Genomic DNA, 21,282 nt, shown 5'->3' with positions numbered 1-21,282 from the left:
GGGATCGCCTCCTTTTTGTTTATAGCCCAAAATGATCCATACCGCGGTTTTGGTTATGCATCTGCTGTTCAGCTCTCATTGCTTCAGCTTTAGGGTCGGAGTGATAAACATTCAACTTTCGTCTTCGTTTTGATCGCAGGTCACTGATCCATCCTATAAGAACAAGTACGAGAAATCCGGCCAGAAGCCAAGCCCAGAGCGGCATTGCTCATCCCCCGTTTCCATTTTAAGGTATGTTCTAACTATATTCCGGATGATCTGCCTTTTCAAGAGACAAATGTGTCAAGGATTCACATGGCAGCAGGATTTACGGCTTTACAGCTTCTTCTTCCGCTTTCTCAATTAAAGTCGCTTCATACATTTCCTCATCAGTCTGCACTTTAATGCTCTCTTCCACACGAATTCTTCCTTTACCCATTTTATCTCCTCCTTTATTGATATCATAATTAATCTGAAAATTTAGTAAATAATAATTTCGCCCTATTTATTTGACGAATTTTTGAAGTCTGTGCAGAAGGATAAGAGAACTCATCCTACTTTATCGGCAATGTTTCGACTTTTATCATTCCAAAAACCACTTGCACGTACATTTTGGCGAATCGTTGAAAAAGAGGACTAATGACTTATGCGAGAATTGTCTTTTAGAATCACTTGCTGAAATTTTTTTCCGAATTGTGTCATACTAGTGGATACTCCTCTTTTTAAATCTTCCGCCTCTGACTTCAGTAATGTTTGCTACTGCCAAAAATGCGGAAGGATCCAGCTCTTCGACAATCAATTTCAGCTTAGCTTCTTCAAGTCTTGTAATCACGCAGAAAATGACTTTCTTGCCTTCACCTGTATAGGCGCCTTCTCCGTTTAAATAAGTGACTCCACGTCCAAGCCTAGCAAGAATCGCCTGACCGACCTCATCTGGATTTTCACTGATGATCCAGGCAGATTTTGATTCATCAAGTCCCTGAACGACAACATCTATCGTTTTGTAGGCAATAAAATAAGCAATCAGCGAATACATGGCCCGGTCCCATCCGAATACAAATCCCGCACTTCCCAAGATAAACAGGTTGAAAAACATAATCAGTTCCCCTACAGAAAAAGGCGACTGCTTATTGAACAGAATAGCCAGAATTTCCGTACCGTCAAGCGACCCGCCGTATCTGATGACAAGCCCGACGCCAATGCCGAGAATAATTCCTCCAAAAACAGACGCAAGAAGCAGATCTTCGGTTAAAACAGGAACAGGGTGCAAAAGAGCAGTTGCAAAACTCAGCACGACGACACCAAACAGAGTGGAAAGAGCAAATGTTTTTCCGATCTGATTATAGCCGATGAACAGGAAAGGGACGTTGAGAAAAAAGAGAAAAAGACTCAGCTTCATATTTGTCAGGTGAGACAGAATAATCGAGATTCCCACAATACCGCCGTCAATGATGCGATTTGGAACGAGGAAAATCTCAAGACCGACAGCCATAAGGACCGCACCCGAACAAATGAGCACCATCCGCTTTCCAATCTCTGCTTTTGGCAGCTTTTTATGCTGTTTGATCAAGGAAACTTGATGGGGCTCCATTTATCCTCCTCCTTTTAGTCACTCTTTTTCTTGTGGATTTATATATTAAATATAAGTACAGAATGAGCGCGGCATGACTAATGAGCAAAAAAAAACCACCCTTGATCCGGGTGATTGCTGCAAATCTCTGTGATAAAATGAAAATAAAGAAAATTCGGACGGTGATGCGGATGAAACTGGTCAACATTTGTTTGAAATGCAATGGAAAAGGAAAAATCAGATCCAAACTGCCTTTTTTCAAGAAAACCTGCACTCTCTGCAATGGGACGGGCAAGCGTCAGACAACAATTAAAGATTCTAAGCGCGCCTGAACGTCCTCACCCTCTTTTCATTCTCTATTGATTCTCCTGCCACTTGCCCAATGCTTTTCGATTGGTGGCGATAACCGCTTCCTTGATCAGACGGCTGTATCCGCCCTGCACCAGAACGTTTATCCCTTCCGCTGTAGCTCCCCCTGGTGTTGTCACTTGTTCTCTAAGTTCCTTCGGCGCTTTTTTCAGCTTCAGCATGGCAGAGGAACCGGCCATCATTTGGGAGACAAGCTTTACTGCATGTTCATGTGAAATGCCGTATGTCTCTGCCTGTTCGATTAAGCTCTCCGCAAATGCATACAGAAATGCAGGGGCACTTCCTGTAATGGCCGTTAACTGATGAACCTGTTCCTCTGTGCACACTTCTGATTCACCTATCGCATCCAGTACATCCTTCAGCATCAGCTTATGATATTCTAAAGCAGCCTGACCGTAAGCGACAAGTGACATCGACTCGCCGATTTCAGAGGCTGTATTTGGCATGATCCATGCTGCAGGTACGTCCCTGCCAAGATGTTCTTCAAGAATGGACGGGCCGATGCCGGCTGCAATCGTCACAACAAATTGCCCCGTTAAAACCGGCTTAAGCTCCTTCAAAAATTCAGGGTGAGCTTCAGGAGGCAAAGCCAGCAGAATCATGTCCGCTTTTTCAGCATCACTGCTCCAGCTAAGCGAAGGCCTGATGCCGTACTTGTTCTCAAGATACAGAAGCTTTTCTCTGTTTCTATGATTTGATACATAAATATCCTCGATATTCGGCGACTTTACGAGGCCTGAAATAATGGATTCTGCCATCCGGCCTGCCCCGATAAAAAGAATCGTCTGTTTCTTCAAAGCGTTCTTCCTCTCTTTCATGTAGTGTAATCAGTGTACCAGAAAAACCGGTGGATCCGCACCGGCTTCAGCTGTACTGCTTTTCTTTTTCTTTCACTTCCTGTTTGGCTTCTTCAACGTAAATGGTCCGGCTTGGGAATGCGAAATCGACGCCTTCCTCTTCCAGGATTCCCATGATTTTAAAGTTGATGTCCTGCTTCACACTTAAATGGTCGGCATAAGCGGTTGTTTTCGTAAAGAAATTCAGGAAAATATTGAGGCTGCTGTCGCCAAAAGCGTTAAAAACAACGTTGATTGTTTCATCATGAACGCCGTCATGCTCTGCAAGCAAATGCTCAATTCTTTTCACACACGTCTTAAGCTGTGTCTGCGTTGTATTATAAGTGACCCCAAGCGTAAACTGAATCTGCCTTTTCCCCATCTTCGTCCAGTTTGTAATCGGCTCATTGGCAAGTGTAGAGTTTGGAACCGTCACAAGGGCCTGAGCGAATGTCCGGATTTTTGTGCTTCTGAAGGATATGTCTTCTACAACTCCTTCTACACTTGGTGTTTTGATCCAGTCACCAAGGGTAAACGGCTTCTCTGTGATAATAATGATGCCCCCGAAAAAGTTGCCGATCGTCTCTTTGGCTGCAAGGGCAAAAGCAAGACCTCCAAGACCGAGTCCGGCGACAAACCCGTTCACATCATAATTAAATTCCTGGGCAATGATGCTGAAAGTAAGAGCCAGAATGACAAATCTCATGACTTTGGATAAAAACGGCCCAAGAATATCATCCATCTCAAGCTCAAACCGCTTGTTTACTTTATCAAAAAGCAGGGATGATGATGCTGTAAGGTTATACAGTCCCCACGCCAGTGTGAGAACAATGGAAGAACGGTAAAACTGGCTGAGTATGTCCCTTTGATTGTCCAAAAAAGGAGAATACAAAATCGCCAAATACAATCCGATAAGAATAAAAAACATCCGCAGCGGTTTTTCATAGGCAACTAGGACATTTCTGAACAAATCCGTCGGTGTTTTGCTGCTGAATTTAAGAATCATCTTAAACACATATTTCGTAAACAGCTTGCGGAGAACCATGAACAGAACGAAAATCCCTATACTGACGGCGATCTCAATCAGGCTTTCAGTTGAGGTATATTTTTCAAGCAATACGTTTCTCTCCCTTATATTTCTATCCCTTATATTTTTCACAAAATACTATTATACTAAACTCTTCGAGATCCTCATGGTCTTTTGGTCCCTATTTTAAAAGACATTTTTCTTAAGCTTCCCTTAAGGGATTATGAATCAATCCGGCTCAGAACAACTTTCTGGATTTTTCCCTGAGATTCTGATACCGTTATCATAAAAACCAGAGAGAGGTACATTCAATGTCACTAAACGCTTGGTTTGCAAAAGGGTTAACAGCACAGGAATACATGGAGCAAATGAATGTCAACAAAGAAGAAATGACGATTATTCACGAGGGATTTTCACTGGATGAAGACGACATCTCCATTCTCGAAAGCATGAGAAGCCAGTCTCTTCGCGTCATCATCCTGACAGAAGACTGGTGCGGAGACGCCATGCTCAACAACCCGATTCTTTTGAAAATTGCCGAAGAGGCAGGAATGGACGTGCGTTTTCTGCTTCGCGACTCCAACCTTGACTTAATGGATCAGTACTTAACAAACGGTACATCCCGTGCCATCCCAATCTTCATCTTCATCGACCGGGACGGAAATGAAAAAGCGGTCTGGGGTCCGCGCGCCCCGAAAATCCAGCAGCTTGTTGATTCGCTCAGAAAACATCTGCCTGAAAAAGATCACCCTGATTTTAAAGAAAAGCAGACAGAGATGATCCAAAAACTGACTGCCTCCTATAAAGAAGACGAATCGCTCTGGAAAGAAGTTTCATACAGCATCATTACAACGCTCAAAAAACGAAGATTGCATGTATAATCAATCCGAATAAACAGCAAAGCAGCCGTTACTTAAGCGGCTGCTTTCTTGATTTCTGCCTGAAGTTCAATTTCCACATTCCCTTTAACCGCACGGCTGATCATACACGAGCTTTCAGCACGTTCAGCAAGTTTCTTCGCGAGCTCTATATCTTTTTCTGAAGCTGCAGCTGTTAACGTGATAACAGGGCGATGCACGATTCGCTTATAGGTGATGACCCCGTTTACCACTTCAACAATCCCCTCAGATTCCATCGTTAAATCCTCTTTATCAAGGCGGCTGCGCTCCATCATGGCCGCAAGCGTAATAATGTAGCACGTTGCTGCAGCGCCGAGCAGCATTTCATCAGGATTCGTTCCGACACCCGGCCCATCCATTTCAGGCGGAATGGAAACCTTTGTTTTCAGCTGTCCGCTCTCGATTTCCCCAACGTCATTTCTGAGTCCGGGCCAATGGGCTTTCAGATAAAAAGAATGTTCAGCCATATAGATCCCTCCAAAAATAATGTGCATCTCACCATTAAAGTATAGCTTCAGCAGACCGGAATGTCAGAAATTGTGCTCAGTCAGGAAACCGACACACCTGACATCAGTCCCAAATAGGCTGAGACAATAAAAAGCAAAGCAAGAACAACCGCTGCATAAGCGTTTCTTTTTTTCATAAAACTTAAAACAATCATTCCTAGAAAAAGACCTGCCATAAATAATAGAAGGATGCCATCTATTGAAAAATGAAGGCTTACCGTTCCCTGAGGCTCTATTGTGCCCTTGACCCACTCAAACAGGGGAGCTGCTCCTTCTGAACGCAGCGTCACATTCACGTCGTGAGGCGGGGCCTGTGTTCCAAGAAAGCCTGTCAGAAAAAATACAGCGCCAATGATCAGACTCTCCGCTCTGATCCACGCGAATGTTACCGTTTCTCCCGCCTTCTTTCTTACAAAGCCATTTAGAAAAGCAAAAACAAGCAGGGGAATAATGCTTAAATGCTTCAGCAAGATCACCTGTCCATATGACAGCGGCCATGCCTGCACATAGTCCCGTAAATCAACCATCATGTTCATTACAAACAGACCCGCTGCAGTCAGGACAGAAAAGCAGACAACCGCAAAAGGCGTAAACCACTTTAAAAAGGACTGCAAGTTTTCAGGATGGACCGTAAACCAGGCAGCATGCAGTAAAACACCCGCCCATAGAGCCACAGCAAGAAAATGAATACTGTGCGAAGCCATGCCCGCCCAAAACGACAAGGACGCAGCGTGGCTTGCATAGCCAAGTGCAAAGATTATAAACAGCAGCAGCATCCCCTGAATGACTCTCGGGCCGTCCATATATAGGACGAGCCATAAGACAATGGCTGCAGCCGCTGTCATCATCCAGGATTGTCCAATCTGGAAATCCATCAGCACAGACTGCACGGTCTGGCTGATTCCTGCCGCCTGATAAAAGCTCAGGATTACTTTTAACACAGGCAGAAATGTGAGCCCGATGATCAGCACAACAGACAGCAGCAAATATTTCTTAGGAACAGCCATTTCAGGTTTTTTTGAGGCCGGCACAAGCTGCAGAACCACATGGCCAATTAAAAAGGAGAAAAGAATATAGGTTATTCCTTCTCCGATGGGTATTAGGATATTCACAGCTCTTTACCGTTTTTTTCTCATGAGAGAAATGATGAAAATAACCGCCAGAACGCCAATTGCCGCAAGGGCTATTGGCATAACCGGAGAGTTTTCCTCGGAAGCTTCAGCACTTCCGGTCTGCTCATCAGCCGGCTGTTCCTTTGCAGCTTCCCCTTCAGATTTCCCGCTGTCTTCAGGTTCTTCTTCCGTTTGCGAGGCTTCCTCATCTGTTTGCGGAGCTTCTTCAGCCTCCTGCTGAACATTGAAAGAAAGCGTTCCTTCCATTTCATGTCCGTCTTCGCCGATAATTTTCCATTCAGCTGTGTAAGCTCCGTTTTCAAGCTCATTTTGAGGCGTGCCAACCAGCTTTTCCACTTCTGCTTTAACCTCAACAGGCACCTCAGATCCATCTTTCACAAGCTTCATCGAACTTAGAGGTTCTATCTGTGTATCAAATGTCAATTCTATTGTTTTCAAAGGTTCTGTAACAGTTGAACCCTCTTCAGGAAGAGAAGAAGTCATATGTGTGTGCGCCATGACGGCATTGGGGAAAATCAGCAAAACGGCCATTACCGCTATACTTATCCATTTTTTCATCTCGATCAATTCCTTTCACTTATATCATCCACTGTATCTTATCACGGTATACCGGCGGGACATTCGCCTAATTTCAACAGTTTTCTAAACTTCTGTCAGCCCTGATTACATAGAGAACGCGTTTTTTATAAGTTTGGATGTTTGTTTACACAAACAAAAAAACCCGGATATGTCCTACCATCCAAGTTTTGCTGCATGAAGTTTCAGCTGATTTAAATCATTTTCAAGGAGAGTGCGGTTTTCTTCTTTCTCAATTTGTCCAGCAGCAAGAATTGCAGTCTCCATATACTCGCTGTATTTAGTGCCATCACCAGCCGTCAAATATGCCCGCGCGAGGGCTTCATATGCATAAGCAAGATCAAAATCCCTGATTTCATTCGAAAGGCAGATCTCCAAGTTTCGGTGCGCATGATACAGTGCCGGCTCAGCTCTTCCTAAAATGGCGTAAACTCTTGAGATCTGCCATTCTCCCCTTGAGAGATTAAGAGCATTTCCAGCCTGCTCCCAGTGGTAGCGGGATGCATGAGCCATATGAATCATCGCATCGGTTTCCTGCTGACTCCTCGTTTCCTTTTCCATCAGGTCCCAAACTCCATTAAATAAGGTTACTGCCGTTTTCTTATGAAACACATCCATCGTTTCAGTACTCATTCCCTAACCCCCATGCTGCTGTGATTTTATTCTTTTTCTCTGAACGTAGCGCAGCAGGATCATTCCTGCAAATAGTGCACAGCCTGCAGCTATAAAAGCCGGACCAAAACGGTTGAACAGGGCATTGACTGTTTCAGCCGAGTCGCCAAACCGGTTTCCGAGCCAAAAAAACGCGAGAGCCCATATAAATGCAGAACCGTATGCAAGCAGCGCGAATTTCCAGAACTTTACCTTGTTCATCCCTGCAAGCACAGGGCCTAAATGACGCAGAAGCGGAAAAAAATAAGTGATTCCAAGCGTATATTCTCCGTATTTTGAGAAGCGGTGCTGAAATCGTTCAAACCGTCTCTTTGCTCTTTCTTTTCTGACAAGAATGGAAAGGGCAAGCCCGCCAAAACTTTTTCCGATCAAGAACCAGCATGTAAGGGCAGTCATGATACCCAAATATGAGGTGAAAAAAGCAGGAACCGGATGCAGGATCCCGTGTGAAGATGCAAATCCTCCCATCATGATGATGACTTCGTTAGGAAGGGGAATAAAGAAGGTACCCGCTGAAAGCATGACGTAAAGGGCAACATATCCGTATTCCTCCATAAAAATAAGAAGCTCCGAACTCTCCATGTTTTTCACTGCCCTTTCATTTAAGTGAGCCTGATTATTCTAAGGAAATGAAATTCGGAGTTCTGATTCCTACTCAGAACTCTCGGCTGCTTCATGGCCATCTCCCTGAAAGATCGCTTTAATTTTTTCGCGGTTCTTTTTCGAAACAAGAATATACAGGGTGTCACCTGAGAAAATATTCGTTTCCCCCCGCGGCGTATGAAGTTTTTCGTTCCTGATGACAGCTGTTATAAGCGCATCATTCGGAAGCTCAATGTCCTTCAGTTCTTTTCCTGAGACGGCAGCCCCTTCTCCGACCTCCAGTTCAACCATTTCATTGTTCGTCCTCCCGATTGAAATCAGCTCAAGCGAATGCGGCACAGAGTTTTTCTTGCTTTCAGACAGCTTTAATTTGTTTGCAAGAGGCGTCAGTGTCGCTCCTTGAAGCAGCGCAGATGTCAAAACGACGAAAAAGACGACGTTAAAGATCAGCTGGCTGTTTTCAAGCCCCGCGAGCATCGGATAGGTTGCGAGGACAATCGGAACGGCGCCCCTCAGTCCGGCCCACGAAATAAACAGTTTTTCTTTCAATGAAAACTTGGAGGCTATCATGCTCAGGAACACTCCTGCCGGACGCGCGACGATCATCAGAACGATGGAGAGCAGCAGTCCTTCCCAAACGATATCAACAAGCTGGTTCGGGAAAACAAGCAAACCAAGTAAAATGAACATCAGAATCTGCATCATCCAAGCTAGGCCTTCGTTAAAGCGGATAATGGAATGACGGAAAGTAAGGTCTGAATTTCCTACAATAACCGCCATCACATATACCGCAAGCAGTCCGCTTGCATTTGCTGCGGTAGTCAGAGCGTAAGTCAGGACAGCCATCGCTAGTGAAAGAACCGGATAAAGACCGGAAGAATCCAGATTGATTTTGTTGATGACCCAAACAGCGAGTTTACCAAAAAGCAATCCTGCAGCAAGCCCAAAGCCCATTTCCCAGAAGAAGCGCAGGATAAGGCCGAAGAATCCCGTTTCCGGCTGGCCAATTAAATGGATGATGGTAACGGTTAAAAAAACAGCCATTGGATCGTTTGTTCCGGATTCTGCTTCAAGTGTTGAAGTCAGCCGTTTCTTTATGTTTTTATTGCCGAGCACGGCAAAAACAGCTGCTGCATCCGTTGATCCGACAATTGCACCGAACAGAAGCCCTTCAAGCCACGTCAGACCCAGAACATATTTAGCAAATACCCCTATGATGATGGTTGTGACAAAAACGCCGATTGTCGCAAGCATTGAAGACGGAACGATGATCTTGCGTACATCCGTCCATTTCGTCTGGAGACCTCCGTCAAAGATGATGATAATGAGGGCAATCACCCCAAAAAGCTGGGCAAGCTTTGCATTGTCGAAGTAAATATAATGGCTCAGCACCATTCCGACAGCAATGAAGAAGACAAGTGAAGGCAATCCAAGCCGCGAGGAAAACTTTGCGGTCATAACTCCGATTGTCAGGAGAACAGCGAATATGAGAATGATGTTATCTACAGAAAATGTCAATATGGCCTCACCTCTAGATTCAGATTTATGGTAAAAAAGTGTTTTAAATGAAGATGGCAGCCTGGGGCTGGTATAAAGGAATTTCTGGAATAACCATCAAAGCTGATTCGGTTTTGAAGGTACTAAATAGGGGAATAAGTCTATTTTATCGCATTTCTGCCTGTACAGTCTAATATTTGAACCGGGAAATGGGGTTTCTTTTCAAAGCTGATGGATGCTTCTTCCTCCTCTAAATCAGCCCCAATATGGTAAGATAGGTTGAAGATGGCAGAAATCGGGTCATAACATTTAATTGATGGATTCTGAGGTGACAGAATGAATATAGATACTGCTGCTTTTACAAGATTGCTGCTTGACGGCAATCAGAATGGCGCGTGGGATATCTTAAAAAAAAGCCACGATGACGGTGCACATCCTCTGGCGGTTATGCAGGAGCTACTTACTCCTTCTATGGCAAAGATTGGCCTGCTGTGGGAAGAAGATGAGATTTCTGTAGCTGATGAACACCTTGCAACCACAACCTGCGACTTTATTCTGTCGCGGTATAAAGAATACAGTTTAAAGCAAATACCAAAAACCGAAAAAAAAGCCATGTTTCTTTGCCTGGAAGATGAACTTCATCACCTGGGGCTGAAGATGGTTTCTATTTTGTTTGAATGGCACGGTTATCAGACGAGGCTGTTTGGAGCGAGTCTGCCGCTGGAATACGCTCTTGAATACGCAGAAGAATGGAAGCCGGATGTTGTCGGACTTTCTTTTTCACTCCGTAAAAACTCTGAACGTCTGTCACACTATATAGATGAAATAGAAAAACTTGATCACTCTCCTCAGGTGATTGTGGGAGGAAGACTGGTTGCTTCGTATGACTTCAAGAACATCTGTTCATCAAACACCCAGCTTTTCTCCAGTCTATCTGCAGCAAATGACTGGCTGCTGAAGGAAAACAGCTATGCTTGACGGCAGACACCTTCCGCTTCCTTTCTTTAAATTAGATAAAAAATTCCGTATCCTTGAACGCTCTCTTGCAGCCGGCAAGCTGTTTGCAGAGAAGGAAAGCTTTCTTGATCTGGCTGATGAGGACAGCAGAAGAAAAGCCGAGAAAGTGTTATCTTCCGGAAAAAACGACTCAGAGCTTGTACTCAGAACCTTACAATCTCCCCTTGCTCTGTTTAAATTGAACATAAATACAGATAATGAATTTCTGTATCTGATTCTTACTGAACAAAACTCAAAAATGGAGATGCTTGTTCAGCAGGTCGAGCTTCACCGCAGAAGACTTGCGGAAACAGACCTGCAGCTGCTTGCAAAAAAAGAAGAGGCCGAGGACGCATACAGGAAAATCATTGAGCTTTCGTGCCCATTTATTATGCTCACGAAAAAGACAGCCCTTCTCCCCTTGTACGGTGATTTGACCGAAGAGCTGGTTTCAGCTAATGCCGGAAGACTTTTAAATCTTCTCCAGGAAACCTGTGCAGAGCAAGTCACGATTGATTTTCATGGTGTAGGATCCATTACTGAAACCGGTATGAAGGCTCTTGCAAATCTCGTGAAGGAGTTCACTTTGATGGGAGCTTCCACTTGTTTTGCAAGCTTGAATCCGGTTCAGGCGAAACAAGTTTACAGCAGCAATACAACACTTGATGCCACATATGTCAGCAGCCTCAGTTCCGCGCTTGAAACCTATCTTTTATGATAGGTTTTTCTTTTTATCTTCGTACATGCAAGGAATTTGGGAATGGATACAGAAGTTCTCTTAAAAGAAGGCAATACGGGAGGCTGCGATGAAAAAAGAACCACACAATAAAGAGAACAGAGATTTGATGAGCTCGATTTACGGTGACTTTGAGAAAAAAGGCGGTGCTGCAAAACTGCCGGGGATGGGAAAGCCCCTGCCAAAAAGTGCTCTCGAAGGGGATATTTTCTCCAAAATCGTCAAAAATGCTAACTATCTGCCCGCATGGCTGCAGCGTCAAAAAGAAATCAGACAGCAGATTGAGAGGGCAATGAAACTTAAAGATAAAAATCAGCGTATAAAAGAAGTTGAGAAAATCAATCAGGACATTATCAGCTATAATCGGATATGTCCGCCTGCTCTCCAGAAAAATAAGCTTTCAGCAGACCAGCTTGAGAGCCAGTACAAGCAGTGGGAATAATCACATGGTTTCATTCAATCCCTTCTCGGGAAAAGCTGATTATGGCAAATTGCCGAAGCTCATGAAAGTGAGAAATACGACAGAAAGTGGTGCATCTATTTGCCGAAAGACAAAATGTTTAAAATCGGATACGGCATTATTATTTTTCTGACAATCATTCTTTTATCAACGAAAGTGGATTTCATCTTCAGGCCTCTTGAAATCATTTTCACGACTCTTTTCTTTCCGTTTCTTGTATCGGGCATCATTTTTTATCTGCTCCGGCCCATTGTAAGGTTCCTCGGAAGAAAAGGTGTTCCAAATACCATTTCCATCATCATTATTTACTTGCTTGTGATTGGACTTGGCACACTCGCTGTTTTCCTGATTGGCCCGCCGATTCAACAGCAGTTTCAGCAGCTGATCAACAACTTCCCGCAAATTGTCCAGACCTTGCAGGACAACCTTCTAGCACTGAGGGAAAACAAATGGTTTGCCCGCTTTGAACAGAATGACATCATGACGTTTGAAAAAATGACGGCTTCTGTAACAGATTATTTCCAGTCAAACGTCAGCAATATCGGGAGCAGAATTACAGGGTTTATCGGCATTCTGACAAGCATAGCGACCATATTTGTGACCGTTCCGTTTATCGTCTTTTATCTGCTGAAAGACGGGGACCATGCACCTAAACAAGTGCTTCGCTTTCTTCCATACACAAAAGCTGAAGAAGCAAAGCTGATTTTAAAGGACATGGATCATGCCCTCAGCTCCTATATTCAGGGGCAGGCTCTTGTCAGCCTTGTCGTCGGGGTCATGATGTATATTGGCTACCTGATTATCGGCCTTGATTACTCCATTCTCCTCGCTCTTTTTGCGATGCTGACGAACGTTATTCCTTTCCTCGGACCATTTATTGCGGTGATTCCTGCCGTGATTGTAGGCTTTTTGGACTCGCCATTTATGGTCATACAGGTTCTGATTGTGGTCATTATCGTCCAGCAAATCGACGGCAACGTTACATCCCCGCTGATCATGGGGAAAAGACTGGATATTCATCCGTTAACCATTATCCTGCTGTTGATTGTTGCAGGAAGCATGGGCGGCCTTTTGGGCATGCTGCTTGCCGTTCCGACTTATGCCATCTTAAAAGTCATAGTCAGTCATTCATACAGGCTGTATCTGCTCAGAAAAGAAAAGAAGGATCCGCTCCGCAACTCAGCAATTGACATTGAAATGGAGTAATTTTTACGCATTTGCAGGATAGTAATAGGAAATGACCAAATAAAAATGGGCAGGTGGACTATGTCGTTTTTTCAACTATTGAAAAAGGGAAACAAATCATCAGGGATTGCCGCTCTTGGAAATACGGCTTTGACTATTATTAAAGGGATTGCCGCCTTCATAAGCGGCAATGGAACGATGTTTGCAACTACTCTCCATTCAGCGGCAGACGCAATCAATCAGGGCTTCGTTTTTGTGGGAAGCGCGCTTGCAGAAAAGGCTCCGACGAAACGGTTTCCAACAGGCTTTGGCCGGGTAGTGAATCTTTTTGTTCTGATAGCGGTTATTGTTATATCCATTATGGCTTATGAGACGCTGCATAAAGGATGGGAGCTGATTCAGCATCCGAAAGAAACCACAAATATCGTGCTGAATGCCAGTATCCTTGTGATTGCCGTTATCATTGACGGACTCATTCTGATAAAAGCAATGAAGGAAATTGCGCACGAAACAAGAACGGAAGGAAAAGGACTTGCGCTCGCATCAAATGCATTCAAAAATGTCAGCCTTGCCTCTCCCCCGACCCGTCTTGTTTTTTATGAAGATATTATTGCAACGTTCGGTGCGCTTCTTGCCCTGGTATCCATTGTTGTTTCTTATTTCACCGGCCTCTATGTGCTTGACGGTATCGGCACGCTGCTGATTGGAATCCTGCTTATTGTCATCGCCGTTAAAATCGGTTATGAGAATACGATCGGCCTGATCGGGGTTGCTGCACCGAAAGATGTGGAAGACCGGATTGCCGAATTAATCCTGACTGATCCGGACGTTGAGGACATTAAAAACCTCCGCATACTCCAGGAAGGCCGGAAGTATCATGTTGAAAGCTACCTTGAGCTGAAACCGGGATTATCCCTTGCCGTAGCCGACGATATTAAAATCAGAGTACGGGACCTGCTATATACAGATCCTGATATCGCGGATGTCACGCTGGGCATTTTTGAATCTGACGGAATCAAAACATGGGGCGACGAACCTACCGTTTAAGTATTAAAGCTAAATAAAATCCGAGCTGGGTTAGCCAGTTCGGATTTTTTTATGGAAAGGAAGGCCTTTTTCGGCAATGGAATCCCTGATGTGTTCTATTCCTGCTATTTTCCTATTTAATGGTTTTAAATTGGATAACAAAGGGAAAAGTTCAAATGATTTACAGGTAGTGTCAGGGGGTAAAAAAAGTGAAACTTTAAGAGATTTCAAACGTTTATAAGTATGTACAGCTTGATAGACCAAACCTGAGAGGAGCTTGTTTATTTTGAAAAAATGGGGTTTATTGATCAGTTTACTGTTAACACTCGTTTTGGCCGGATGCGGACAGAGCGCTGCAACAAGTGAGGAGAAAGAAGACAAGCAAGCAGAAACAGAGAAGTCTGAAACAGAAAATACCGAGAAAGAAGCTACAGCTGAAGAAGTCCTTGCATCGGCTGCTGAGAAATCAGCTGATCTCAAAAACTTCGCTATGGACGGAACAATGGATATGACAATTACATCAAGTGAAGGAAAAATGGAAACAACGGCCGACATGCAGACAAAAACGAATATCGAGCCGCTTGTCATGCAGCAGACAATGAATATGTCAGCTGAAGGACAGACAACTTCCATTGAAATGTATATGGATGACCAGTACATATACATGAACGATCCTGCTTCAGGAGGCTGGATCAAAATGAGCCAGGCAGGACCGGGCATGGGAGAAATGATGAATCAGGCGAAAACAATGACGCCTGCAGACCAGATTAAGCAAATGGAAGCAATGGCTGATGACATTCAGCTTGAAGAAACAGACACTGAATATATCCTGAGCGTAAAAGGTAATGGAGAAAAACTGATGAGCCTGACTGGAAACATGATGGGCTCTGATCCGAATATGCAGGCTGTTATGGACCAAATGGACATTGAACAAATTGATTATACGTACACACTTGATAAAGAAACCCACTATCCGAAAGCCCTGGATATGGTGATTAAAATGTTCGTTACGGAAAACGAACAGAAAGTGGAACTGCAGCAGGCTATCTCTACCAAATTCTCAGAAATGAACGAGCTTGAAGGCTTCAGTATTCCTCAAGAAGTCTTAGATCAAGCTGTAGAGGTGCAGCCAGGAGGTTAATTGCAAATCACCCGGGATTTTCCCGGGTGATTTTTTATATTAAACAGAAAAAAGACCTCCAAAAGAAGGTCTTTTCATCATTCAACTGCTATCCAATTAGCCCAAGAACGATACCGCCGGCAGCAGCCAGCAGCACGACAAGCCATGGAGGCAGTTTAAAGTAGACAAGCAAGGCGAATGCTGCCAGGGCAAGTGCAAAGTCTCCTGTTGATTTAATCGCACTTGTCCAGACCGGATCGTAGAGTGCAGCAAGAAGGATACCGACAACAGCGGCATTCACTCCCATCAGTGCTGCCTGCACGCTGCTTTTCTCCCGAAGAAAGTTCCAAAACGGAAGCATGCCGACAACCAATAGGAATGAAGGCAGGAACATGGCAGCTGTCGCAACAAGGGCTCCTGTCACTCCGTTCATTGACGCCCCGAGATAACTCGCGAACGTAAACAGCGGTCCTGGAACCGCCTGGGCCGCACCGTATCCGGCAAGGAAGGTTTCCTCAGAAATCCAGCCTGGAGGCACGACCTCTCTCTCAATCATCGGAAGAACGACATGCCCTCCGCCGAAGACGATCGATCCGACACGGTAAAACGTATCAAACATCGCCATCCAAATAGACGGGAAGAGCTGGCGGAGCAGCGGAAGTCCGATCAGCAGTCCGGCAAATAGAATCCAGGCTGCAGCTCCTGTCTTTTTACTTATGGAAATAGCGAGTTTATCAGCCTTTGGAACATCCTGATTCCGGTACATGATATAACCGGTCACGCCGGCAATGATGATGATGGCAATTTGACCGATCGCTGTCGGGAAAAACAGGGCGCATACTGCGGCAATCACAGCGATGGCAATTCTCGGCCGATCAGGTGCGAGATTTTTCCCCATTCCCATAATCGCCTGTGCTACAACCGCAACTGCGACAATCTTCAGACCCGTGATCCACCCGGCGTCTTCAGCCTGAAAACCGGTAACAAAGTAGGCAAACAGGATAAGAGCAATGACAGACGGCATTGTAAATCCAAACCAGGAGATAAAGCCTCCGACCAATCCCCCTCTGACGATCCCTATGGATATGCCTACCTGGCTGCTCGCAGGACCGGGCAGAAACTGGCAGAGCGCCACAAGATCTGCATAGCTGCGTTCGTCAAGCCACTGCCTCTTTTTCACATATTCATCTCTGAAATAACCCAGATGAGCCACTGGCCCGCCAAATGAAGTGAGGCCAAGCCTCGTTGACACCAGCAGAATTTCAATCCACGTTTTAAGCATTAATACTCCTCCCTCAACACTTCTTTTGCAAGCTCTCTCAGCATTCTCTTCGCATCGATGAGCGCTTGCTCTCCTTCTTTTGTGATGCTGTAGTATTTGCGGATCCGGCCGTTTTCCTTGCGGTCTTCTCTCGTTAAGTAGCCTGCCTTTTCAAGATTGTGCAGGTACGGATAGAGTGTTCCCGGACCGATTTCATATCCGTGGCTTCTAAGCTCCTCAATCATGAAGGACCCGTAGATCGGCTCGATTTTCGCATGGTACAGAATGTGAATTTTAATGGCGCCTAAAATAAATTCACGCACGATTGACCATCACCTTTCTTGATATCGGAATTCGATATCGCTAATCAATATTGTAACAAAGAATGATTAATTCTATGTAAAGATTGAAGAATTTCATACTATAAAAAAAAAGCCTCCGCTGGAAGCTTTTAGTGATGAGAATGGTCTTCTTTTTTATCTTCTGACTTATCCGTGAGAGTCCCTTTGCCGACAACAAATTCTTTTTTGGGCATAACATGCAAGTCACGGGCCGTGACATGAGTCTGCACAAAGTAGCTGCCTTCTTCACTGAACGATTTCTTAACTTCATAGATACCGTCACCTGTGTGCTCCGCTCTGATCATTTCACTTTCTTCCTTGCTGTCTGCTTTCCAGATTTCAAACTGCACGTCAGAAGCATCTTCCACAGCCTGATTTCCTTGTGTGACAGAGACGGAAAGGGTTTCTTCCGTATTCAGGCTGATCTTTTCAGGAACGCTGATTTCGGCATGAACCATCAGTGAACCTTCTGCCTCGCTTTCGCCTTTTGAACAGGCAAAAAGAACAAAAAAAACTGACATCAGCAAAATCCCCGCTGCAACTCGTTTCATCTTCCATTCATCTCCTATGAAAAAATAAATCTTCCATTATTGTAACCGCTTCAATGAACAAGCACAACTCGGCCTTCATGGTTATTCTGTTTCATATACAGCCTTTCCTCTAAAGAACACGGCCTTTCTTTTTGTTCTTCTCGCGATGGCTTCCGCAGAGCAGGATGCTTCCGTTAAAAGAAAATCCGCGCGGTCTCCCGGTTTTGGCCAAAGCTGCTCACCTTCTTTTGACAGCGGAGTTATTCCCTTTGTGATGTAGCCCAGCGACTGACTCAAGGCAAGCTCATCCTTCCACCGGTTTACCTGTGAAAGCACGTTTGCCTTCTCAAGCAGATCCCCGGTACCAAAAGGATCCCAGTGGTCTGTAATGCTGTCATTGCCCAGATAAACGTCTACCCCTTCAGCCTTCATTAAAGCAAGCGGCATCTTAAAATCAAGGGGTACGGTTGAAGCAAGGCTGACTCCAAGTTCTGCAAATCTAATCGCGAGCTCCCGTGCTTCGCCTTCTGAAAGGGCAGCAAGTCCGAATGCGTGGCTGATTGTCACAGGCTTTTTGAACTTCGCATCTTCCAGCATGCTCAATAAACGTTTAATTGTATAAATGCCAAGGTGTCCTCTGTCATGCAAATGCAGATCAATTCCTGCCCCAAATTCCACAGCTATCTCTACCATTGAAGAGAGTGACGTTTCAATATCTTCATCCACTGTAGCCGGATCAACACCTCCGACAAACTGTGCTCCGTTTCTCATCGCCTCTTTTACAAGCTCAACGCTGCTGCTTCTGAGCAAACCGTGCTGGGGAAAAGCGACAATCTCACCTTCAAGCCTATTTTCATATGTCTTAAATGCCTGTTGAAGCAGGTCAATATGCTTCACACCCACAACCTGATCGACATTGCAGTGTGTTCTGACAAATCCGGTCCCGTTCATCAGCTGGAGCTCAAGCAGCTTTTCTGCACGTTCCTGCACGGAGGGCAGCTGTTCAAGGAGCAGGATCTGTTCCTCTTCTATTCTCGTAAAAATCGATTTCGCCTTAGTCGGAGCTTTCCATTTCCCTCCGTAATAGGTCTTGTCCAAATGGATATGCATTTCCGCAAACGAAGGAAGTGCCAATGCGCCTTCTGCATCGAACAGCTCATAATCTTCAAATACTTCTGAACCGGCAGGAACAATTTCTTCGATTCTCCCGTCAGAAAGAATGAAATCAGCCATGTCTGTTTTTGTAGCGGTGACATCTCCCAATTCATTAAAAGCATAGCCCTTTTCAATCATCACATTCTTTACAAGCGTTTTCTTCACAATTACCCCTCCGTCTGTCCCTTTTTCTTTTCTTGCAGAAGATCAATAAAGTTCTGTGCCGTTTTCGGCAGGTAGTGATTTTTTAAATAAATGAGTCCTGATTCTCCCAACCCCTCCGTTTCTTCCATCAGATAAACGTGAAGACCCTCAGGCGGTTTTAATCTGATGACCGTCTCAGGTACAATCGTTGCGCCAAAACCTGCTGCGACCAGATCAAAGAGAATGGTGACATCCGAGCATTCGCATATGACGTCAGGTTCCAAGTCTCTTGATGTAAAAACAGATAAAATCTTGCTGTAAAGACCAAGTCCTTCTGTACTTGGAATAATGAGAGGAACCTTTATGGCTTCCTCTGCTCTAACGGTTCTTTGATCAGAATCAAGCGGGCTTGAAGAGACAAAGTAAAAAGGTTCAGGTTCAAGGTGAATGACGTGAAAATCATTCAGATCGAGCGGCAGTCTGACGATGGCAAGATCCAGCACTTTTTCCTTTAACAGCCTGCAAAGCTGGGCTGAATCATTCTGCTGAATTTTATAAGTTACATCAGGATAATTCTTTTGAAAATCCTTTAATAAACTGGGCAGATTATCGTTTGAGAGTGTGTTCACCCCAATGGACAGCTTCCCTTTTTTTCCTGTACCTGTTTCTTTCACTTCAAAAAGGGCCTCTTCCATTGCATCTATTACTTTTAATGCATGCTGGTAAAGTTTTTCCCCGGCATCTGTCAGCTCAAGTGATTTCCCCTTTCGCTCGGCAAGAATAAGTCCAAGCTCTGTCTCCATCTGCTTCAGCTGCTGGCTGAGGGGCGGCTGGGCCATTTTGAGTCTGTTTGCAGCAGCTGTGATCTGGCCTTCTTCAGCTATTGCAATAAAATAATTCAATTGTCTGATATCCATATGCAATCCTCCTTACTATCATATGATTTACATATACTTTAACGATCATATAAATATTTTCCATATACCTGACTGTATGATAGCATAAATTGAATGGTTGAAGATGGGTGTTTTTTAAAAATCTACTTGCCGTTCCCAACTGAAAAATGATGTTTGATAGACTAGATACTGAAGTATGTCAGAGAGGATCGATTGAAACATGAACAACTCTAAATTCACGACACCGCTTGCCTCCGTGCAGTGGCTGTTCTTTATATTTGCAAATACGATTGTGGTTCCGATATCAGTCGGCACTTCTTTTGATCTGACTCCGGACCAGATTGCCGTCACACTCAGAAGCTCCCTGATTTTTACGGGTATCGCCTGTTTTCTTCAGGGGTGGATCGGCCACAGATACCCGATCATGGAAGGCCATTCAGGGATTATTTGGGGACTGATTCTTAACCTCGGCATGTCTGCATCCTCTCTTGGGATGAGTTTTACCCAAATTGGAGGCGGGATTGCTTCCGGCATTTTGCTCGCGGGCATTGTCACCATCATCCTTGCTGCTTTCAACTTGACTTCAGTGGTTCAGAAGATCTTCACGCCAATGGTTGCAAGCGTCTATTTATTCCTGCTTGCCTTTCAGCTGATTCTCACCTTTTTTAAAGGGATGCTGAAAATAGAAGATGACGGAACGCTAAACGTGGCTGTTAGCTTATTCTCCATCCTGCTCGTTCTGTTTGTCAGCTTCCTTAAAATAAAAGGTAATGCCTTTCTCGGAAACTTTTCAATTCTGCTTGGAATTGCGGTCGGCTGGATTCTCTATTTGATCCTCTTCCCAGGCGAAACTGCAGCCAAATCCGTTTCTCCTGAAGGATCCATTTTCTTCCCGCTTGGCCTTCCAAACCTGGAATGGGGCATTGTCTTAATTGCCTTTCTTGGCGGAATGATGAACTTAAGCAATACGATCGCTTCCATCCAGGCGGCTGCGAAGCTTTATCAGGACGAACCTGAACCTGCATCCTTCAGAAGGTCCTTTTTCCTTACAGGCTCTTATTCCGCTTTCGCCTCGGTACTTGGGCTGGTTTCGTATGCTCCCTTTACCTCTACCATCGGCTTTTTGGAAAGCACTCAGCTTTTCAAGCGCAAGCCGTTTCTGATCGGCGGAGCGATGATCACGATTATGGGAATCTTCCCGCCTCTTGTATCCATTCTGGTTACTCTCCCGGTAACTGTGGGCAACGCCGTCCTGTTTGTCGCCTACCTTCAGCTTTTCGGAACTGCGCTGAAAAGCATACAGGGAACAGCATTCGATTCAAAAACCATCTTCCGGATCGCCGCCCCGCTCCTGATCGGCGTCAGCATCATGAACACAGATCCCGCCGTGTTCCGGGATCTTTCCGTCTACATCTCACCGCTGCTTTCAAACGGACTGATGATGGGGCTTTTGCTGTCGATTTTGTTGGAGGCGTTTGTGAAGTGGGAATAAAGAAAAGCGGAATCGCTCGTTTAGCTCCGGGAGCCAGATAAGAAATTGACCAGAAAGGCCGGGTTTGCCTTTTTGGGCAATTTTGTTCTGGCAGAGGAGTTGAGCGATGGAGCTGGACAATACGAAAAGCGGAGCCGACTGTTAAGGCCTGACAGGCAGAAAAGAAATCACCGGAAAAGGCCGGTTTTGCCTTTTTCGGTGATTTTGTTCTGAGGAACAGTCTTTTAACAAAAATAGCCGAACTAGTGATACTCTAGTTCGGTTGTTTAAGTA

24 protein-coding genes are annotated in these 21,282 nt (G+C 44.8%); 8 read left to right on the top strand and 16 right to left on the bottom strand.

Going from position 1 to position 21,282, the window contains the following annotated elements:
* Positions 1-19: 19 nt before the first annotated feature.
* The 5 genes from AZ46_RS20130 to AZ46_RS20110 form a co-directional block, all read right to left on the bottom strand.
* Positions 20-205, bottom strand: coding sequence for a hypothetical protein (locus AZ46_RS20130; protein WP_029283576.1), 186 nt, complete (start codon positions 203-205; stop codon positions 20-22).
* A 102-nt stretch (positions 206-307) separates the two neighbouring features.
* The gene (locus AZ46_RS22040; protein WP_087946378.1) at positions 308-418 is read right to left on the bottom strand and encodes a YhdX family protein; all 111 of its coding nucleotides are present in this window, start codon (positions 416-418) and stop codon (positions 308-310) included.
* Positions 419-682: 264 nt separating this feature from the next.
* Positions 683-1,570 (bottom strand): YitT family protein, encoded by an 888-nt coding sequence (locus AZ46_RS20125; RefSeq protein WP_029283574.1) that lies wholly within the window; start codon positions 1,568-1,570, stop codon positions 683-685.
* A 335-nt stretch (positions 1,571-1,905) separates the two neighbouring features.
* A complete protein-coding gene (proC, locus tag AZ46_RS20115; protein ID WP_029283570.1) occupies positions 1,906-2,736 on the bottom strand; it encodes a pyrroline-5-carboxylate reductase in 831 nt (276 codons plus the stop codon).
* A gap of 46 nt (positions 2,737-2,782) precedes the next feature.
* Positions 2,783-3,871 (bottom strand): mechanosensitive ion channel family protein, encoded by a 1,089-nt coding sequence (locus tag AZ46_RS20110; RefSeq protein ID WP_029283568.1) that lies wholly within the window; start codon positions 3,869-3,871, stop codon positions 2,783-2,785.
* A 221-nt stretch (positions 3,872-4,092) separates the two neighbouring features.
* On the opposite strand from AZ46_RS20110, the gene AZ46_RS20105 reads away from it, so the two are divergent.
* On the top strand, positions 4,093-4,662 hold the full coding sequence (locus tag AZ46_RS20105; RefSeq protein ID WP_029283566.1) for a thioredoxin family protein: 570 nt from the start codon (positions 4,093-4,095) through the stop codon (positions 4,660-4,662).
* 32 nt (positions 4,663-4,694) lie between these two features.
* Here AZ46_RS20105 and AZ46_RS20100 read toward each other — a convergent pair whose 3' ends face one another.
* The 6 genes from AZ46_RS20100 to AZ46_RS20075 form a co-directional block, all read right to left on the bottom strand.
* Positions 4,695-5,147: an OsmC family protein gene (locus AZ46_RS20100; RefSeq protein WP_029283565.1), complete on the bottom strand. Its 453-nt coding sequence runs from the start codon at positions 5,145-5,147 to the stop codon at positions 4,695-4,697.
* An 80-nt stretch (positions 5,148-5,227) separates the two neighbouring features.
* Positions 5,228-6,298 carry a copper resistance D family protein gene (locus AZ46_RS20095; RefSeq protein WP_029283563.1) on the bottom strand — a complete coding sequence of 357 codons (1,071 nt, stop codon included), beginning with the start codon at positions 6,296-6,298 and terminating at the stop codon, positions 5,228-5,230.
* Between the two features lie 6 nt (positions 6,299-6,304).
* Positions 6,305-6,877 (bottom strand): copper resistance CopC family protein, encoded by a 573-nt coding sequence (locus AZ46_RS20090; protein WP_029283561.1) that lies wholly within the window; start codon positions 6,875-6,877, stop codon positions 6,305-6,307.
* Positions 6,878-7,051: 174 nt separating this feature from the next.
* Entirely contained in the window at positions 7,052-7,528 is a 477-nt protein-coding gene (locus AZ46_RS20085) for a hypothetical protein (protein WP_029283560.1), read from the bottom strand.
* Between the two features lie 3 nt (positions 7,529-7,531).
* Complete coding sequence (locus AZ46_RS20080; protein ID WP_029283558.1) at positions 7,532-8,149, bottom strand: DedA family protein; 618 nt, start codon at positions 8,147-8,149, stop codon at positions 7,532-7,534.
* A gap of 69 nt (positions 8,150-8,218) precedes the next feature.
* Positions 8,219-9,688 (bottom strand): potassium/proton antiporter, encoded by a 1,470-nt coding sequence (locus tag AZ46_RS20075; protein WP_029283556.1) that lies wholly within the window; start codon positions 9,686-9,688, stop codon positions 8,219-8,221.
* Positions 9,689-10,003: 315 nt separating this feature from the next.
* Here AZ46_RS20075 and AZ46_RS20070 point away from each other — a divergent pair, with 315 nt between their 5' ends.
* The 6 genes from AZ46_RS20070 (at position 10,004) to AZ46_RS20045 (ending at position 15,211) form a co-directional block, all read left to right on the top strand.
* Positions 10,004-10,645, top strand: a complete 642-nt coding sequence (locus AZ46_RS20070; RefSeq protein ID WP_029283554.1) for a cobalamin B12-binding domain-containing protein — start codon at positions 10,004-10,006, stop codon at positions 10,643-10,645.
* Positions 10,638-11,381: an STAS domain-containing protein gene (locus tag AZ46_RS20065; RefSeq protein ID WP_029283552.1), complete on the top strand. Its 744-nt coding sequence runs from the start codon at positions 10,638-10,640 to the stop codon at positions 11,379-11,381. Before AZ46_RS20070 ends, AZ46_RS20065 begins: the two co-directional genes overlap by 8 nt.
* A gap of 88 nt (positions 11,382-11,469) precedes the next feature.
* Positions 11,470-11,841 (top strand): DnaJ family domain-containing protein, encoded by a 372-nt coding sequence (locus tag AZ46_RS20060; protein ID WP_234703464.1) that lies wholly within the window; start codon positions 11,470-11,472, stop codon positions 11,839-11,841.
* Positions 11,842-11,940: 99 nt separating this feature from the next.
* Complete coding sequence (locus AZ46_RS20055; RefSeq protein ID WP_029283549.1) at positions 11,941-13,065, top strand: AI-2E family transporter; 1,125 nt, start codon at positions 11,941-11,943, stop codon at positions 13,063-13,065.
* Positions 13,066-13,125: 60 nt separating this feature from the next.
* Entirely contained in the window at positions 13,126-14,091 is a 966-nt protein-coding gene (locus AZ46_RS20050; RefSeq protein ID WP_035207745.1) for a cation diffusion facilitator family transporter, read from the top strand.
* A gap of 265 nt (positions 14,092-14,356) precedes the next feature.
* Positions 14,357-15,211, top strand: a complete 855-nt coding sequence (locus AZ46_RS20045; protein WP_029283545.1) for a DUF6612 family protein — start codon at positions 14,357-14,359, stop codon at positions 15,209-15,211.
* An 88-nt stretch (positions 15,212-15,299) separates the two neighbouring features.
* Here AZ46_RS20045 and chrA read toward each other — a convergent pair whose 3' ends face one another.
* From chrA to AZ46_RS20020, 5 genes are all read right to left on the bottom strand, one after another.
* On the bottom strand, positions 15,300-16,472 hold the full coding sequence (gene chrA, locus AZ46_RS20040; protein ID WP_029283543.1) for a chromate efflux transporter: 1,173 nt from the start codon (positions 16,470-16,472) through the stop codon (positions 15,300-15,302).
* On the bottom strand, positions 16,472-16,774 hold the full coding sequence (locus tag AZ46_RS20035) for a PadR family transcriptional regulator (protein ID WP_320155107.1): 303 nt from the start codon (positions 16,772-16,774) through the stop codon (positions 16,472-16,474). Before AZ46_RS20035 ends, chrA begins: the two co-directional genes overlap by 1 nt.
* A gap of 128 nt (positions 16,775-16,902) precedes the next feature.
* A complete protein-coding gene (locus AZ46_RS20030; protein ID WP_029283539.1) occupies positions 16,903-17,343 on the bottom strand; it encodes a FixH family protein in 441 nt (146 codons plus the stop codon).
* An 81-nt stretch (positions 17,344-17,424) separates the two neighbouring features.
* Positions 17,425-18,642 carry an amidohydrolase gene (locus AZ46_RS20025; protein WP_081870257.1) on the bottom strand — a complete coding sequence of 406 codons (1,218 nt, stop codon included), beginning with the start codon at positions 18,640-18,642 and terminating at the stop codon, positions 17,425-17,427.
* Positions 18,643-18,644: 2 nt separating this feature from the next.
* Positions 18,645-19,538 carry a LysR family transcriptional regulator gene (locus AZ46_RS20020; protein WP_029283535.1) on the bottom strand — a complete coding sequence of 298 codons (894 nt, stop codon included), beginning with the start codon at positions 19,536-19,538 and terminating at the stop codon, positions 18,645-18,647.
* Between the two features lie 199 nt (positions 19,539-19,737).
* On the opposite strand from AZ46_RS20020, the gene AZ46_RS20015 reads away from it, so the two are divergent.
* Positions 19,738-21,009 carry a uracil/xanthine transporter gene (locus AZ46_RS20015; RefSeq protein ID WP_029283533.1) on the top strand — a complete coding sequence of 424 codons (1,272 nt, stop codon included), beginning with the start codon at positions 19,738-19,740 and terminating at the stop codon, positions 21,007-21,009.
* The last annotated feature ends 273 nt before the right edge of the window (positions 21,010-21,282 follow it).

Source organism: Metabacillus indicus LMG 22858 (assembly GCF_000708755.2).
Taxonomy (GTDB): Bacteria; Bacillota; Bacilli; order Bacillales; family Bacillaceae; genus Bacillus_P; species Bacillus_P indicus.
Note: the sequence above shows the minus strand (reverse complement) of the source record. Positions and strands in the feature narration are given on the sequence as shown.

Coding starts and splice junctions, on each gene's coding strand:
- AZ46_RS20130 (WP_029283576.1), bottom strand. CDS start 205: ATGCCGCTCTGGGCTTGGCTTCTGGCCGGATTTCTCGTACTTGTTCTT.
- AZ46_RS22040 (WP_087946378.1), bottom strand. CDS start 418: ATGGGTAAAGGAAGAATTCGTGTGGAAGAGAGCATTAAAGTGCAGACT.
- AZ46_RS20125 (WP_029283574.1), bottom strand. CDS start 1,570: ATGGAGCCCCATCAAGTTTCCTTGATCAAACAGCATAAAAAGCTGCCA.
- proC (WP_029283570.1), bottom strand. CDS start 2,736: ATGAAAGAGAGGAAGAACGCTTTGAAGAAACAGACGATTCTTTTTATC.
- AZ46_RS20105 (WP_029283566.1), top strand. CDS start 4,093: ATGTCACTAAACGCTTGGTTTGCAAAAGGGTTAACAGCACAGGAATAC.
- AZ46_RS20100 (WP_029283565.1), bottom strand. CDS start 5,147: ATGGCTGAACATTCTTTTTATCTGAAAGCCCATTGGCCCGGACTCAGA.
- AZ46_RS20090 (WP_029283561.1), bottom strand. CDS start 6,877: ATGAAAAAATGGATAAGTATAGCGGTAATGGCCGTTTTGCTGATTTTC.
- AZ46_RS20085 (WP_029283560.1), bottom strand. CDS start 7,528: ATGAGTACTGAAACGATGGATGTGTTTCATAAGAAAACGGCAGTAACC.
- AZ46_RS20080 (WP_029283558.1), bottom strand. CDS start 8,149: ATGGAGAGTTCGGAGCTTCTTATTTTTATGGAGGAATACGGATATGTT.
- AZ46_RS20070 (WP_029283554.1), top strand. CDS start 10,004: ATGAATATAGATACTGCTGCTTTTACAAGATTGCTGCTTGACGGCAAT.
- AZ46_RS20065 (WP_029283552.1), top strand. CDS start 10,638: ATGCTTGACGGCAGACACCTTCCGCTTCCTTTCTTTAAATTAGATAAA.
- AZ46_RS20060 (WP_234703464.1), top strand. CDS start 11,470: ATGAAAAAAGAACCACACAATAAAGAGAACAGAGATTTGATGAGCTCG.
- AZ46_RS20050 (WP_035207745.1), top strand. CDS start 13,126: ATGTCGTTTTTTCAACTATTGAAAAAGGGAAACAAATCATCAGGGATT.
- chrA (WP_029283543.1), bottom strand. CDS start 16,472: ATGCTTAAAACGTGGATTGAAATTCTGCTGGTGTCAACGAGGCTTGGC.
- AZ46_RS20030 (WP_029283539.1), bottom strand. CDS start 17,343: ATGAAACGAGTTGCAGCGGGGATTTTGCTGATGTCAGTTTTTTTTGTT.
- AZ46_RS20020 (WP_029283535.1), bottom strand. CDS start 19,538: ATGGATATCAGACAATTGAATTATTTTATTGCAATAGCTGAAGAAGGC.
- AZ46_RS20015 (WP_029283533.1), top strand. CDS start 19,738: ATGAACAACTCTAAATTCACGACACCGCTTGCCTCCGTGCAGTGGCTG.